The sequence below is a fragment of the candidate division WOR-3 bacterium genome (assembly GCA_016867815.1).
Classification (GTDB): domain Bacteria; phylum Hydrothermota; class Tepidihabitantia; order Tepidihabitantales; family Tepidihabitantaceae; genus UBA2258.
On sequence record VGIR01000035.1, the window covers coordinates 13,038 to 29,079 of the forward strand.

The following is a 16,042-nucleotide window of genomic DNA, read 5'->3' on the forward strand; positions in this document are numbered from 1 at the left end:
AGTCGCGGGTGCACTGCGGTGCCGGCCGCTTGACTTCAGAAACCTTGGGTCTAGAATTCCGCAAAACAGGAGGCAGTGATGCGTCAGAGAATCCTAGTGCTTGCGGCGCTGGCCGCGCTCTGCGCGCCGGCTTTGGCGCGCGTCATTCTCGTACCCGACAGTGCGAGCACGATCCAGGCCGGCATCGGTATGGCGTCGAGCGGCGACACGGTTCTGGTGGCGCCCGGCGTCTATGCCGAGAACGTCTGGTGGTTCGACAAGTCAATCACGCTGGCAAGTCGCTATCTTACAAGCGGAGACCCCAGCTACATCGACTCAACGGTGATTGACGGCAATCGCGCGAGCACCGTTGTCAGCTGCGGGTCGGGCGTGGACACGACCGCGCTCATCTGCGGGTTCACGCTCCGGAACGGCAACGCCGGCAACGGGGGTGGTATACACTGCTCCGGCGGGTCACCGACAATCACCCACAACGTCATCGAGGACAACCTCACCTCGGCGGACGGAGCTGGCATCATGATTGTCGACCTGGCAGCGCCGGTCGTCGAGCACAATGTCATCCGGCGCAACCAGAGCAGCTCCTGGGGCGGCGGCATCTACATCGCAGACGGATCCTCCCCGCGCGTGCGCTGGAACGTCCTCTACGAAAACGGTATCGGCAAGGCCGGCGCGACCGGGCGATTGGATCTGGCGCGTTTCGTGGCCGGCCGGTTGGTTGCGCCGGGCCAGGACGCCGGACCGTTCGCCGAAAACGGAGGAGGGATTCTGGTTACGAACTACCAGGGATTCGTGACCAGTCCCGTGATCCACAACAACACGATTGTGAACAATGTCGCCGCGGGTGTGGGCGGCGGAATCTACTCGAACCGGGCCACGCCCGACATCCGGAACAACATCGTCGTCGCGAACGAAGACTACGGCATCTACTCCGCGGAGAGCACGCTTGTCTGCGACTACAACGACGTCTGGTCCAACGATACCAACTATGGCGGGGCGGCGTCGGCCGGGACCGGCGCGATTGCCGACTGCCCCCTGTTTATCGACTCGCTCGCGCACGACTTTCACCTGGCTGTCGGCTCGCCTTGCATCGACGCCGGTGACCCGAGCCTGCCCCTGGATCCGGACAGCACGCGGGCGGACATGGGCGCGTTCTACGCGCCTCAGACCGGATTGGCGGGCAGTCTGCCGCTCCTGGCACGACGGACGCTTGCGATCCGGCCCAACCCGTTTTCCGGCTCGGCCACGGTCGTCCCCGTGGCCCCGGTCGTCGTCTACGACGCAGCGGGGAGCATCGTCGAGCGAGTGCGTGCGGGAAGCTTGGGAGCAGGGCTTGCGGCTGGCGTCTATTTCGTCCATGCCGAGGGCTTCAGCCGCACTCGGGTTCTGAAGCTGGGCCGCGGGCAGTAGAAGAGAGACGGCTGGCCGAAGACATCGGGCAGGGATCGAGCCCAATCGGCGAACTGACCTGGTCAGAGACGTGGCAATGAGCTTCGTCCTGGCAGTGGGCGCGGATGAATCGAGTTTGTATCATTGGTCCGGCGCGGCTTTTCGGTGTAATTGACTCTGGCGTAGGACGTCAGGCGTCTGGCGTAAGATCGACACCCCCGCCCCGGGGACTGCCCCACGGACAGTATGCAGCACTCAGTAGACAGTAGTCAGGGAGGGAACGGGGAGTGCAGTCTCGCACACAATCTGGCGGGGAGTATGGACCGCTGGGTGCTAGGGAGTCCCGGAGAGCCCTTCGTCCTTGGTCCCGGGAAGAGCCTCCCCGATTCCTCGAGCCATTGCGACCCGAGTAGCTCTGCGGGTTGCCGTTCTCATTGCTCTCGAGACAACTCTGACCTCTGCTCTCCGGATTGACCGGAGAATCCACTCCCTGGTTGTTCTAACCGCTGCTCGGGCGTTAACGGTCCGGGTTTCGGTTGCTGTTCGGATGACTGCGGCCCGGGGCAGGCCGCAGTCCGTGATGGCGCTGGAGAGGCGAGGGGCGGCCGAAGCCGCCCCACTTGATGTTATCGGACTCGTGCTATTTCAGCACGTAGATGTTGTGCTTCTCGCAGACGTCGTGGAGCTGCTTCGGCCACACCGTGACCGTCACTTCCCCGAAGTGCGCCTTGCGCAACAGGAGCATCTGGACCCGGCCCTGGCCGATGCCGCCGCCGATGGACAGCGGGATCTGGTCCTTCATGATCATACTGTGGTAGGGCATGGTGAGCCGGTCGAGCTGGCCCGACAGCTTGAGCTGTTCCTTCAGCGTGTCCTTGGTGACGCGGATGCCCATCGAAGAGAGCTCGTGGCGGCGCTGGGTCAGGTGGTTCCAGACCAGGATGTCGCCGTTCAGGCCGTGCGTGTCTTTGCCCGTCCACTGTGACGTGGGCGTGACCCAGTCATCGTAGTCCGCGGCGCGCATCTCGTGCGGGTACCCGTCCTTCAGGACCCAGCCGATGCCGATGATGAACACGGCCGGCGAGTAGTCCTGCAGGATGCGGGTCTCGCGCTGCTTGCGCGGCAGGTCAGGATACCGCTCGAGGATCTCCTCGGCGTGGATGAAGGGCAGGTCCTTGGGCAGGTTCGGGAACCGCGGGTCCTTGAGCTGCGGGTACATCTGCTGCACGAAGTCCTCGGCCCCGGTGATGACCTTCCAGATCTTCCGGACAATCATCTTCAGGAACTCGAGGTTCCGGTCTTCCTTCGTGATGACGCGCTCCCAGTCCCACTGGTCGACGTAGGACGAGTGGTCGTGGTCGAGGAAGTAGTCCTTGCGCACGGCGCGCATGTCGGTGTTGATACCTTCGCCGACGCCGCAGCCGTACTGCTTGAGAGCCCACCTCTTCCACTTCGTCGCCGCCTGCACAATCTGGGCGTTCATCCGCGGCGTGATGCCGAGCCCGCACGGGAAGTCGATCGGCGTGCGCGAGCCGTCGCGGTCGAGGTTGTCGTTCATGCCGCTTTCCTTCTCGACGATGAGCGGCACCTGCACCAACTGGATGTTCAGCGCCTCGGCCAAGCCGTCCTCGATGTAGCGCTTCACCGCATAGATGGCCTTCTGGGTTTCCTTGTTGCTGAGGATGGAGCGGTAGCCGACGGGCAGGATCTTGTCAACTGCCTCGTAGGTGCTTATGCCGGGGCCGGCGAGGTCCGCGGCCTTGCCGGTCTTGCCCGGCGTGGGCATGAAGCTCGATGCCTTCTTTGGGGTCTTCTTCAAGACCTTTTTCGGCGCCTTCTTCACGACCTTCTTCGCCGTCTTCTTCTTTGCCATGCTGTCATCTCCTTGGTAAATTGGGACTTGCGGCCTTGTTTCGCCCGCTTCTTTCCAGGGCAATCGTCAGGCCGAACAGGAATTTGGTCGGGTTCTCGGTTCGCAGAGCCGGTAAGAATACCCAAGCGCGGGTGGGTGTCAAGGAGAGGAAGGCAAGTGCTCCCGTGCTCAAGGTCTCTAGTGGTCCAGTGGCGAAGGGCCGGCGGCGGAGCGCGTATGACGGTCGGCGGGCCGCGGGAGTTTGACTCGAAGAAGCACGGCGCTAGAATGAACTCCGTTCCGGCTGAGCTCAGCCGGGACGGAGTCGTTTTCAGGCTCGGGACACGATCCGAAACCTCGGAGGTTTCGGTCATGTCCCTGTACCAGGAGGAAGCATGAAGAAACTGACCGCCCGCGAAGTACTGGCTCTGGTTCGGAAAGACCGCATCGGGTTCGCCCAGCTCTGGTTCACCGACGTCCTCGGGTTCCTCAAGGGCGTCACCATCCCGATCGCCCAACTCCCGCGCGCCCTAGAAGGCGGGATGGCCTTCGACGGCTCGTCGATCGAGGGCTTTGCCCGCATCGAGGAATCGGACATGGTCGCGAAGCCGGACCCGGCGACCTTTGCCGTCCTGCCCTGGGAAGTGCAGGGCGCTCGCGCCTGCCGGTTGTTCTGTGACGTCCAGTCGCCTTCTGGCGCGCCGGTTGCCGTCGACCCGCGCCTCGTGCTCCGCCGGGTGCTCGACCGGGCGAAGAAGCTGGGATTCACCTGCTACTGCGGCTGTGAGATGGAGTCGTTCTATTTCAAGAGCGACAAGGCGCCGGAGTTTCTCGACCTGAACGGCTATTTCGATCTCACACCTACCGCGATTGCCGAACAGGTCCGCCACGACTCGATTGACGCGCTGGAGAAACTCGGTGTGCAGGTCGAATACAGCCACCACGAGGTATCCCAGAGCCAGCACGAAGTCGACCTGCGCTACACCGATGCGCTGACCATGGCCGACAACGTCGTCACCTACCGCTTCGTCGCCCGCCAAGTAGCGCAGAAGAACAGCGTCCATATCAGCTTCATGCCCAAGCCCGTGTTCGGTGTTAACGGTTCCGGCATGCACGTGCACATGTCCCTGTTCAAGAACGGCCGCAACCTGTTCTTCGATGCCCGCTCGCCGATGAACATATCCGATACTGCACGCCACTACGTGGCCGGCCTGCTGCGCCATGCTTCCGAACTGACTGCGGTCACCAACCAGTGGGTCAATTCGTACAAGCGGCTGGTGCCGGGGTACGAGGCGCCGGTCTACATATCCTGGGCCCAGATGAATCGCTCGGCCCTGGTGCGGGTCCCCGCCTTTGACAAGAAGCGGCCCAACTCGGCCCGGGTCGAGTACCGCTCACCTGACCCGGCCTGCAACCCGTACCTGGCATTTGCGGTGCTCATCGCCGCCGGCCTCGAAGGCGTCACGAAGAAACTGAAGCTGGGGCCCCCGACCTCGGACAACATCTACCGCATGACCTCCCGGGAACGCAAAGATGCGGGTATCGGCTCGCTGCCCTCGGATCTACATGGCGCGGTGCTTGAAGCCGAAGCCAGCCCGTTCGTGCGTGCGGCCCTCGGCGACGAGATGTTCGAGAGCTTCATCCGCAACAAGAAGCTGGAGTGGGACGAGTACAAGATGCAGGTGAGCGAGTACGAGATCCGGCGCTACCTGCCCCTGCTCTAGCGCTGCAGTAGCAGGCCGCCTCCACGGCGGTTGACAACTCGGCTGCGGCCGACTATCCTCCCGGCGTGGGAACGACGCTTCTCGTAGCGCTGGTCGCCGCCAGTCGCATCGTCATCACCGAAGTCATGGCCAATCCCAGGGGTATCACCGGCGTGCACATGCCGGAGGACCGGAACGAGTTCGTCGAGCTCTACAACCCGACTGACACCATGCTCGACCTGGCGGGGTGGACGATCAGCGACGGTGACGCGGTCGACCAGATCTGCGCCTGGACCGACTCCTCAATCCTCAACCCCGGATCGCTCCGCCTGGGCACGACCTGGCTGGACCCATGCTGCTACGCTGTCGTCCTCGACCCGGAGTACACCGACACGGCTGCACTCGGAGGCTGTGAGCAGCCGTACCGTTTCGGGCCGGGTACGCTGCTGCTGACCGTCGGCAATACGACGATCGGCGACGGCCTGACAACTAACGATCCGGTTGTCCTCGGCTCCGCTGCAGGAGACACCAGTACCTTCGGGACTCCCTCGGACCCGACCGACTCGATTCCCTGCGACGCGGGCGACGGAATCTCCTGGGAGCGGATCGACGTGCTTGGCCCGGACACGGTCTCGAACTGGATAGCCTGCCTGGATACCGCCGGATGTACGCCCGGCAGCCCAAACAGCAGCCTGACCTACCTCGACCTCGCCGTCAGCGGCATCGCCCTCGTAGATACCGCGACGCCGCCGCCGGGTAAGCCCCTTGTCGCCACTGCCTGCGTGTCTAACGTCGGCTTCGCGCCCGCCAACGGCTGGAGCCTCTCGGTCTTCCTGGACCGCAACGGCAACATCAGGCCCGACGTCGGCGAGCACGACTCCACTTTCGTCGGTGGCTCCCTGCTGCCGGGACAAACGGAGACCCTCACCGTTCACCTCACTTGCCCGCCAGTGACGTCCGATCTCTGTGCGCTGCTCCTCAACCCAGACGGTGATTCGGCGAACAACTTCATGCGCCTGACCATCAGGCCCGCCGGGTCGGGACGGCTATTCGACCTGAACCTCTCGAGCTTCAGCCCGGACGGCGACGGTCGCGAAGAGAGCCTCGCCGTTGCCTATCGCCTGCCCGAGGCAAAGGGAACGTTGCAGGTGATGGTCTACAACCTTGGTGGCAGGCAGGTGGCGACGCTCTTCTCCGGGAAGCCATTGGCCGCGAGCGCGGTTGTCTACTGGGACGGCCGCACATCAGCCGGCGACCGTGCGCCGTTCGGGGTCTACGCGGTCTGCGTCGAGTACCGGAACGGTGGAACCACTCGCACCGAGAAGTTGCCGGTCGTGTTGTTGCGGAAGTAGCCTGCCGAAACTGCGAACGCCGAGCGCCGAACGGCGAACGCGGAACTCCCTCAGCCAAGCCACAGGAAACAGCCGGGTTCCTGGCTTACACTTCGGCGTTCGGACTTTGTACTTCGGAGGTTCTAGTTGGCGCTCAGTTGGGTGAGTACGTAGTTGTCCGGGTTCACCCAGTTGCCGTTTTTGAGCACGGCGTAGTGCAGGTGGGTTCCGGTCGACCTTCCGGAATTGCCCACCGTAGCAATCACGTCACCGCGCAGCACGTTCTCGCCGCCGCTGACTTTGAGCGTCCGGCAGTGCGCGTAGAACGTCCTGATGCCGGCGCCGTGTTCCAGCTCGACGCACCGGCCCCAGCCGCTCTTCCAGCCAGCGTAGACAACTCGACCCGCGGCAGTAGCCGCAACAGGAGAGCCCGTGGGCGCGACGATGTCGAGACCCGCATGCATCTCGCGGCGGCCGGTGAACGGGTCGCGGCGATAGCCGTAGCCCGAGCCGATCCAGCCTTGCACCGGCCAGATGGAAGGTACGTTCTTGAGCCGCGACTCCTGTTCCTTGAGCGCGGCCTCGATTTCACTCAGGGACTGCTGCTCGAACCGGACCCTCCTGAGCATCGCGTCGACCCGCGGCTCCGGGCTGGGTGGCTGGTTGCCGCCGATACCCATCAGCCGGATGTCGCTCGGGATGAGTGGCAGGCTGATGGACGCCCGCAGCTTGTTGTCCACCTGCTCGGCCCGGGTCATGAACTGACGGAAAGTATCCATCGCCGCAGCATAGGCCGCCACCTGGGCCTTGAGGTTCGCGTTCTCCCGAGAAAGCCGGCCGACGCGGCCGCTGTCGGTCAAACGCGAGACCGCCAAAGACCCGAGCAATGACCCCAGGACGAAGAGCGCCACCACCCCGGCGATGCCAAGGTAGATGGCGTATGCGGGAACGAACAGGTTCAGAAACCTGTTGCGGCGCTTCAGTGCAACCAGTACCTGGAGCGGTTCCACAAGAGTAACTATAGCGGAAGCGAGCCTGCGGTCAAGAAAGGCGGCGGGCCGGCAAACCAGCGGTCAGACAGCAGACCGTGCCGCCCCACTCTACCACTAGACCAGCTGACCTCTTGACTACTACCTGTAGACTAGGAACTTGTCCCGGAACGAGGTCGAGGCCGACTGCGACCCGGCGGAGGAAGCCTCCGTCACTCGGGCGTCCAGCTTGTACAGGTACACGCCGTTGGCGAGCGGCTGCCCGTCCTTGTCGAGGCCGTCCCATTCAAGCTGATTGTATCCGAACCCGCACGGAGCCGGCTGCAGCACTCGCACCAGCCGACCGGCCACCGTGAACACCTTGACCGAAACCAGGGCGGCACGGTTGAGTCCGAACGTGAACCTCGCGGGCCCGGTCGTCGGGTTGGGATAGACCAGGCAGTCACTAAGTTTCAGTGCGTCGGTGAGTTGGGTCTTGAGGAGTACGGTCAGACGCGTACGATTCTGACCCGGATTGGTCGGTTCGACCATGTTGTCAGCAGCCGTGATCGTCAGCGAGTCCATCTCGTTCTCCAGTTCGAGTGGATACGTGAACTGCCCGGCTACCGTCGAATTGTTGTCGTAGTGGAAGTAGCTCGCGAGCGCGGTGATGGTGCCGGCCATCTTCAGGCTCAGCACCACATCCTGTATCGCCGGGTCCATGTTGGGCACCAGGAAGATGCCCGACTCGTCGCTCAACCGTCCGAGCAAGCCGAAGTTGCGTGGAACAAGGTTTGTGTCACCCGGCACCAGCGGGATGCCGTCCGCGTACAGACCCACCACCGGGGGCTGGTTGTCTGAGGTCGAGACGGCGGTGTCGAGAGAAATCGAGTCTCGCTCATAGGAAAGGGCGGTCTGCCCGCCGAAGCTGTACAGGGAGACGCGACCGCTGCCGGGTATCCGGATGTAGCGTCCGTTGGCAACGACGGTCGTCTCCGGGTACGGCAGCCTCGGTACGGTGAACGACCCGAGGACCCGACTCGAATCGAAGGTTCCGACGCCGTGGTGGATTTCGTACCCGGGCAGATCGTAGACCAGACCTTGAGGAACCACGTCAGAATAGTATTCTCGTCGCCAGACGGCTTCGCGCGCCGACACCTCGTAGGAACCCCTGGCACGGACCGTTTCGGCGGCTGTGAATTCGTTCCTGCCGCCCGGATAGAAGGTGTCGGGGCTGACCTCGGGAGCCGGACCGCGGCGCGGCATCCTGAGCACGGTAGCCGGGTCGCCGAACAGACAATAGTGGGAGATTTCGGCCGCCACGAAGCCCTGCAGGTAGGCCGGTCCGATCGGCTCGCCGGGATAGTCGATCAGCCTCTTGAACATCGTCCGAGCGAACCTGGCGTTGCTGGTCGACCCCGTTGCCTTGGTCGCAGCCACCCCGGCGATAGTCCCGCCTTCCTTCCGCACCAGCTCCTCGGCAATTGCCTCATACCGCGTATCCTCAAACCGACCCACTCCGCACGAACCGTAGAAAGCTATCGGGCTGCGGGTCCCGTTGTTGACGCTCGGCACCGTGTTGGTGATGTGGAGTGCCTGTTCGTGGCATAGCTGGAATCCGGCGCCGTGTCCGAAGAAACAGAAGAGCAGCGCTCCGTTGGTGAGCTGCCGGATGAACTCGGCGCTGGCCCCGGCTTTGAGCTTGGTAGCGGTCAGCGGGTACTCGGTAAGATAGACCTTCACCGGGTCGAGCAGACCGGCGGCTGTGTCCGCCTGCTCCTCGCAATTCGGGATGTGGTCCCTGATCTCATCGGGATCGTCAAAGCTGCCCTTGATCTCGTCGTCCGCGAGCAGGAGATACCGTTTTGCCCAGTACCCCAACGGCTGCGTCTCATACCGCTTCACCCGGTCGAGAAACTGGCGGAACTCCAACGCGCTTCTGACCGTTGCTCGGCCGAGTATCAGGTCCGGAGCCAAGCCGCCGCCGTCCAGGTCCGCGTACCAGGCGTCCAGCGCCAGAGCCGTGCTACCGTACACCTCCGGGTCGATGTCCAGGCCCATCTCGTACGGCGGTAGCGTCGGGCCGGTACGAAGTTGCAGGATGTTTCGATAGTCGTAGGTCCCGTCTCCGGCGAGCAGCGCGTACGCGGGCCGCTTCGCCTGCAGCAACCGCTTGATCGCTCCCGGCTCCTCGGTACCGAATGCGTAGTCATCATAGACTTCGGACAGCTTCGCCACCTGGACCCGGGCGTTCGGTATCCCGGCGACGTTTCCCTGGCGATACCGGGCAAACAACTCCCCGGCATGATAGAACTCGTCCGGACAGACGACGAAGTAGTCGCCCGACAGAGCCGGGCTGCGCAGGCTGCCCGGGCTCCGACGCACCACCTCCGCGGGCGCGAGCAGCCCGGATGAGAGCGCGCACCGCACGCGCCTGAGCCCGGCGCCGGTCAGCCGCAAGTTCCGACGGCTGCCGGAAACGCCGGTCTGGACTATCCGCCCGGGGTTGTAGGGATTGGTGACATCCAGTAGCAGCACCTCACCGGCAGCGCCATCGATACCGAATTCGGCCCCGTTACCCTCGGGAGCGATGAACTCAAGCTGGGACTCGGTCTTTGACAATGCCAGTTTCTCGCTGTAGCCCACTTCCAGGAAGTCAAGGAAGACCTCCATCTCCGGGTCCCCATATAGCTCCACGGTCAGGCTATCGGACTTCCCTGCCCGGGCCGCGGCCTCGATTGGCAGGCTGTCAAAGAGAAAGTCGCGGCGGTTGTTGGGCAGTTTGGAGTCCATGGGTATCCGCAGCGTATCCAACTCGGTGCCGTTGAGGTAAACCCGCGCGTAGGCGGAGCCGGAGCCCTTGCCGTAGAACCGGCCTTTGACCCAGCGGATGGTGTCGCGGCGAGGCAGAACCAGTTTCACATCCGCGGTCACTTCCAGTCCCTCGATCTTGACTATGTCCTTCCACAACCAGAGCAGGCCGGACCGGGAGGGGCAGAGGCTGTCGGTTTCGAGCCGGGCGTGCGCGTACCCGTTCGGCTGCGGGTTCGTCGCTCCCCCTCCCGAGACAGTGTCCATACGGCGCCCGTCTTCCCCGCCCCACGTCAGCCACCAGCAGTTGCTGCTAGTGAACACGTTCGTTTGCCAGACAGCGTCGCTGGTACGCCAGAGGGAATCGGTGCTCCAGTAGGAAGGCGACTCGGCGTAGAACGCCAGGTATTCACCCTTGTCGAACTTCGCGTCGCCGTTCTCTTTCACGTACACGGGTACCTCGACCATCGTGTCGGGATACGGGCCATTGATGGCGTGCGGGCCGATCGAGTAGAGCTTCATCGTCGCCGGCGCGATTGACTCCGGCTTGAACCCGGCCGCTTTCAGCTCGGCCGCATTGATGCGATACACGCCCGTGCTCTCGGTCTTCACCCGGCACCAGACGTTCGAGCGCTCGAAGAAGTTGATGGAATCCTGCTGCGGCAGATCGAGCTTCCAGCCGACGGCGTCCGCGCCGTTGGCAAGCATCGGCCTGATGACATCGTCCAGCACATCCGGCCGGTCGTTCCGAAACGCGGGCCGGTCAAAAGAGAGAGTGACGCGCACCTTGCGGTGCAGTTGCAGCATCCTCGTGGCCGCATTGTACTGGACCGGACTCACTCTGACTCTGGCGACCCGGATTCCCCGGAGCGTCTCTATGCTCAGGATTTCGGCTGGTGCTGCCGGCCAGAACCCGCCTCCCGCCAGTATGCTCTGCTCGGTCTGCTGATTGCTGCCCCCGAACCCGACGGCAGGCCTGACCTGCACGCCCGCCGAAGTCTCCGTGCCCTCGGTCGAGACGCTCAACCTCACTCCACCGGTCTGCGGTATGCCGACGAGGACGACCTGACTCGGCAGATCGGGCTCGCCCGGCTCAGCCAGCCGCTCGAATCCGCGCGCCGCCACGGCGACACCCGTCCCTGTGCCTACGGTGCTGAAGCTGTCGGCCGCGAACTCCAGCACAACGCCCTTCTCTCCCGAACTCAGCACCTGCATCGCATCAGCCGCTGCACGTGTGAGTGATTTCCCGGTTGCGCTCTGCGCGACGGATCTTCGCGTAACGGGAACCCCGGTCCCGACGCCTGCCGGCAACTGCGCCGGGGACAGCCTGCGAGTCGCGTCCGGACTCCTTCCGGGGTCCTGAGCGGATCCGATTGTTGTAAGGTTTACCGTCAGAGATACGAAAAGAAGCGAGCGGACAAAGCGGGCGATGTTAATCATACTACAGAGATGTTATGCCGTGCTCCTCCTCTAGTCAAACGTGCGCCTTCAGCCGCGTCTGGTAACACTTCCGACTCTACTATTCTGACTTCTGCCTTCTGACCTCGATCGCTCTCAAACAGCCACCCCGACCAGCGCGCCGCCCAGTATCAGCCAGACCGGCTCGATCCTGTACCGGAGCAGCAGGCAGAACGCGAGCGGCGCCACGACCGCCTGCACCGGCCCGGCTATCGCTGTCTTCCCTACGAAGACCGTCGCAGTCAAGATCATGCCGGTCACGGCCGGCATCACGCCGGAGAGGAAGCCCTGCACCGCACCATTGTATTGTACCCGACGGTAGACGTGTATCAAGCCCCAGAGCATGAGCGATGACGGCAGGAAGGTGCCCAGCGCCGCGATCAAAGCGCCCCAGAACCCGAGCACCTTGTAGCCGATGAACGCCGCGGTTATTGCCACCGGCCCGGGCGTAATCTGGCCGAGAGCCACGCCGTCTATGAACTCCCGCATCGAGAGCCACCGGTGCACATCCACGACCTCGTGCTGCAGGAACGGAATAGCCGCGAAACCTCCGCCGAAGATGACCGTGCCGACCTTCAGGAACACCAGCGCCAGCTCCCCCGCCTTCTGCCAGACCCCGGGCACCGCGCCGGCAACAACCAGCAACGGCAAGAGCGGCGACAGCGAGAGCAGTCCTGGCAGTCCCCCGTTTTGCCTTTTGGCTTTTGGCTCTTGGCTTCTGGCTTCTGTCCTCTCCGGCTTCCCCTCCTCACTTCTGCCTTCTTCCTTCTGCCTTCTTCCTTCTGCCTTCGGTTCTCCACTAGACCCCTTGACCACTTGACCACTGGACCACTTTCTGGCTAGCAGCATCCCCAGCACCCCGCACCCGACTACCACCAGCAACACGTCGACTTTCAGGAACAGCGCCGTTGCGGCGATGACACCGATGGCGACCGCGCGCCAGTTCGTGATGTTTGCCTTGCCTATCGACCACGTCGCCCAGGCCAGGATTCCGACCACCACCGGCTGCACGCCCGAGAAGAGCCTCGTCACCAGCGGCACGCTGCCGAACCGGAAGTAGAGGTAGCTCAGCCCGCACATCAGGAGAAAGCAAGGAGCGAGCAGCGCCACAACTGCGGTAACCATACCTCTCATACCCCGCAATTCGTAGCCGATGTACTCAGCGTAGTTGGGCACGAAAGGACCGGGCAGCATCTGCCCCATCGCCACCGCGACGCTCAGTTGGGCGTCGTCAATCCACCGCCGCCGCTCCACGACCTCCTGCCGGATGATGGCCAGCATCCCGACCCCGCCGCCGAACCCGATGGTCCCGACCTTGGCGAACACCCGCGCGATGTCGCGCAGGCTGACTCGCTTCGGAATGGCGCCGCCTTCGGTCGCTGACATCGGGCTATTGTAGTGCGGCCCCCTCCGGCTGCAAGAGGAACAGCATGAGGACAAGGTCGAGGCCGAGCTTGAGACATCCGGACTTCTGCATTCTGCCCTCCGCAATCTGACTTCTGCCTTCGGTTGCAGCTTGCTGTTGCCTGGCGGTTTCACACCGGGTTTCGGTTCCTCGGTTGACAAGGCGACGGACCTGTGGCAGTCTTTCTCAGGCGCGAGATGGAATACCTGCTCTACGTGCTGCTTGGCATCGGCCTGGCCGCGGCCTGCGGGTTCCGCGTGTTCGTGCCGTTCCTCGCCGTCAGCATCGCCGCCCTGGCCGGGCAGTTGCAGCTCGCCCCCGACTTCGCCTGGCTCGGCTCGTGGCCTGCGCTCATTGTCTTTGGCGTCGCCACTACACTTGAGATCGTCGCCTACTTCGTTCCGTGGCTCGACCACGCACTCGACGTCGTGGCCACGCCGGCCGCAATCCTCGCCGGCGTCATCGTCACGGCCGCGGTCCTGACCGGGATGAGTCCTGTATTACGCTGGACGCTGGCGGCAATCGCCGGCGGCGGGGTCGCGGCCGCAGTCCAGCTTACCACCGTCGCCCTGCGCCGGGCGTCAACCTACGCGACCGCGGGATTCGCACACCCGCTCGCGGCCGGTGTTGAGACCGGCGGCTCGATCGGGATGTCGGTCCTAAGCCTGCTCCTGCCGCTCGTCGCCGGAGTCCTCGCGCTCCTGCTGATCGTCATCGCCGCTCGCAGGCTCAGCCGGCGCTCGGCGCGGGCCTGAGGCGAAGCCTCCAGTGAGTGCGGAAATGCCGGCCGCACTCACCGCCACAGAGCCGAGATTGATGGCCGCGAAGAGACTGATGTCCAGGCTCGAAATCCGAAGTAAGAATGAGGATGCAAATCCGAACTACCGGATTCACGGTCTCCGATTCGAGCTTCAATCGGGATTCGGGCTTCGGGATTCGTGCTTTGCCGTGGTAGTGCTTTCGTGGCTCACCCTTCAGTTTCAGGGCGGCATGCTTGCTTGACATCACTGTCGGTTTCGGCTAATACTTCTCAGGAGGCTACAATGAACGTAAGACTGTCCGTCTTGCTCGCGCTGCTCGCGGTCGTCGCATTCGCGCAGACGCCCGTCTTCGAGGCTCCGGTCGCGCTGGAAGCGAACGGAGGTCCGATAAACGTCGGCACCGGCGGCAATGCCTCACCGTTTCTGGTTGACTGGAACGGTGACGGCAGGCAGGACCTCCTGCTCGGCCAGTACTCTGCCGGCAAGGTCCGGTTCTACGCGAACATCGGCGAAGATACCGCGCCGGTGTTCGGCGACTTTGAGTATCTCCAGGCCGACGGCGCCGACATATCCGTAAGCTCCGGCTGATGCCAGGGCGCGACAGTCGCCGTGTGCGACTGGAACAGCGACGGGCTCCTCGACCTGGTCACCGGCGAACGCCAGGGCTACTTCACGGTCTTCCAGCGGAAACAGGACAGCACCCTGACCAACGCCGGCCGCATTCAAGCCCACGGCACCGACATCATCACCGACAACAACTCCTGGCCGTGGGTGTGCGACTGGAACCTCGACGGCCGCAAAGACCTGCTCGTAGGTCAGGAGGGAATCTACGACCCGCCGAATGTCTACGTCTACCTGAACCAGGGAACCGACTCCCTGCCGGTCTTCGGCGACTCGACACCCGTGCTCCACAATGGCGCTCCCTTCGGTGACTACCGAAGCGTGCCCCTGCTCATCGAACTCGACGGCGACGGCAGGCGGGACCTCGTACTCGGCGAGTGGTACAGCTCGGTGCGCCTCTACCGCAACATCGGCACCGATACGAACCCCGTCTTCAACACCTACGTCAACCTGGTTCAGCCCGACCCGGACAGCTTCCTCAACGGCAACCCGCCTCGGGTCAACTTCACCGACTGGGACGGAGACGCAGACCTCGACATGATAACCTGCGACTACTACGGCTCGGTCTTCCTCCGCGAAAACATCACTCCGCCCGGAGTCGAGGAGCGCTACCAGCCTCAAGCTTCAAGCCACAAGCTACAGGCAACTCTCGTCCGCGGCGTGCTGCTCCTGCCGGCGTCCGGCGTCGAGCGTCAGGCCTCAAGCGTTCTCCTGGACGCCTCCGGCCGCCGCCTCATGTCGCTTCGTCCCGGCCCGAACGACGTTTCGCGCCTCTCGCCCGGCGTGTACTTCGTAGAGGAAACGCGAACTCAAGCTCAAACACAAGCCATCCGGAAGGTGATGATCGCGCGCTAAGCAGCAGTTCACCAGGCAACCAATCTCTCGGCCGGGGCACAAAAGCCCCGGCCGAGCCACTTGTTTACAGAACTGCAGATTCTGCAGTCAACTCTACTTACCAAGTCACTCGTGTATCCATCAGACAAGTCAAACGACAAGCGACTGCAAGAATAACTCAGGTACTAGCCGTACAACTGACACGAAGGATGACTCAACCGGTGATACTACAAATCACTCTACATACCATCTGATACCTGACTAGACAAGTCGCTACCTATATTACTAGCCAAGTCACTAAACAGGTCATCCGTAAAGTAACTCTAAATATAGCTTGGAATATCATTAGTCACGTCACTCAATAGGTCACTGGGGGAGTCACTCCCCCAGTCCAAATGCAAGCCTGCAGTGAAATGTCATATCATCCATAATATCAGTGCTTTATCTGTCAGTCCTATCGCAATTGACCCAGAAGTACCGAGAATCCACGTCGCTGCTTATAGTGAGCCGACAACAGCCCATATCGGGCGAGAGCTTTGATGGGAGTGCCACCGCTTTCGGCCGTCGAAAACGGTGGCTGTACCCAAACCAGGAACGGCGTCCCTAGACGCCGCGTCCGGCATTCTGCACTCTGGTCTCTGGTTTCTGACTTCTGGACTATCCTATCCCGCCCTATTGCTGCGACCCCGCGGGAGCATGTCCCTCGGTTAGTTGAAATTCCTAGCGGCTCCCACATCACTTTAGGCAACTCTCTCTGTTGCGTCAATTTCTTTCGGTGACGCGGACCGTTCCAGTGCACTCAGCAATGCGGGGATGTGCCGGTAGCCATCTACGCACCGGAAGTGCTGCTCGGCATGTAGCAGCCCAGCTACACACCAGCGCCAGCGCATCTCGCCAGGGCGCCAGCGCTTC

10 protein-coding genes are annotated in these 16,042 nt (G+C 63.0%); 6 read left to right on the forward strand and 4 right to left on the reverse strand.

The window, feature by feature from the left end; genetic code table 11:
- Positions 1–78 precede the first annotated feature (78 nt).
- Positions 79–1,407 (forward strand): DUF1565 domain-containing protein, encoded by a 1,329-nt coding sequence (locus FJY68_06935; protein MBM3331573.1) that lies wholly within the window; start codon positions 79–81, stop codon positions 1,405–1,407.
- Positions 1,408–2,026: 619 nt separating this feature from the next.
- Here the strand turns inward: FJY68_06935 and asnA are convergent.
- Positions 2,027–3,172: an aspartate--ammonia ligase gene (asnA, locus tag FJY68_06940; GenBank protein ID MBM3331574.1), complete on the reverse strand. Its 1,146-nt coding sequence runs from the start codon at positions 3,170–3,172 to the stop codon at positions 2,027–2,029.
- 461 nt (positions 3,173–3,633) lie between these two features.
- On the opposite strand from asnA, the gene glnA reads away from it, so the two are divergent.
- The gene (gene glnA, locus FJY68_06945) at positions 3,634–4,962 is read left to right on the forward strand and encodes a type I glutamate--ammonia ligase (GenBank protein MBM3331575.1); all 1,329 of its coding nucleotides are present in this window, start codon (positions 3,634–3,636) and stop codon (positions 4,960–4,962) included.
- A 65-nt stretch (positions 4,963–5,027) separates the two neighbouring features.
- Positions 5,028–6,293, forward strand: a complete 1,266-nt coding sequence (locus tag FJY68_06950) for a hypothetical protein (GenBank protein ID MBM3331576.1) — start codon at positions 5,028–5,030, stop codon at positions 6,291–6,293.
- A gap of 122 nt (positions 6,294–6,415) precedes the next feature.
- On the opposite strand, the gene FJY68_06955 is transcribed toward FJY68_06950, so the two are convergent.
- The 3 genes from FJY68_06955 to chrA form a co-directional block, all read right to left on the reverse strand.
- A complete protein-coding gene (locus FJY68_06955) occupies positions 6,416–7,282 on the reverse strand; it encodes a M23 family metallopeptidase (protein MBM3331577.1) in 867 nt (288 codons plus the stop codon).
- A gap of 120 nt (positions 7,283–7,402) precedes the next feature.
- On the reverse strand, positions 7,403–11,491 hold the full coding sequence (locus FJY68_06960) for a hypothetical protein (GenBank protein ID MBM3331578.1): 4,089 nt from the start codon (positions 11,489–11,491) through the stop codon (positions 7,403–7,405).
- A 114-nt stretch (positions 11,492–11,605) separates the two neighbouring features.
- Complete coding sequence (chrA, locus tag FJY68_06965; protein MBM3331579.1) at positions 11,606–12,895, reverse strand: chromate efflux transporter; 1,290 nt, start codon at positions 12,893–12,895, stop codon at positions 11,606–11,608.
- A 192-nt stretch (positions 12,896–13,087) separates the two neighbouring features.
- On the opposite strand from chrA, the gene FJY68_06970 reads away from it, so the two are divergent.
- From FJY68_06970 to FJY68_06980, 3 genes are all read left to right on the forward strand, one after another.
- Complete coding sequence (locus FJY68_06970; GenBank protein ID MBM3331580.1) at positions 13,088–13,669, forward strand: DUF4126 domain-containing protein; 582 nt, start codon at positions 13,088–13,090, stop codon at positions 13,667–13,669.
- A 288-nt stretch (positions 13,670–13,957) separates the two neighbouring features.
- Positions 13,958–14,263 (forward strand): hypothetical protein, encoded by a 306-nt coding sequence (locus tag FJY68_06975; protein MBM3331581.1) that lies wholly within the window; start codon positions 13,958–13,960, stop codon positions 14,261–14,263.
- 21 nt (positions 14,264–14,284) lie between these two features.
- Positions 14,285–15,151 carry a VCBS repeat-containing protein gene (locus FJY68_06980; GenBank protein ID MBM3331582.1) on the forward strand — a complete coding sequence of 289 codons (867 nt, stop codon included), beginning with the start codon at positions 14,285–14,287 and terminating at the stop codon, positions 15,149–15,151.
- Positions 15,152–16,042 lie beyond the last annotated feature (891 nt).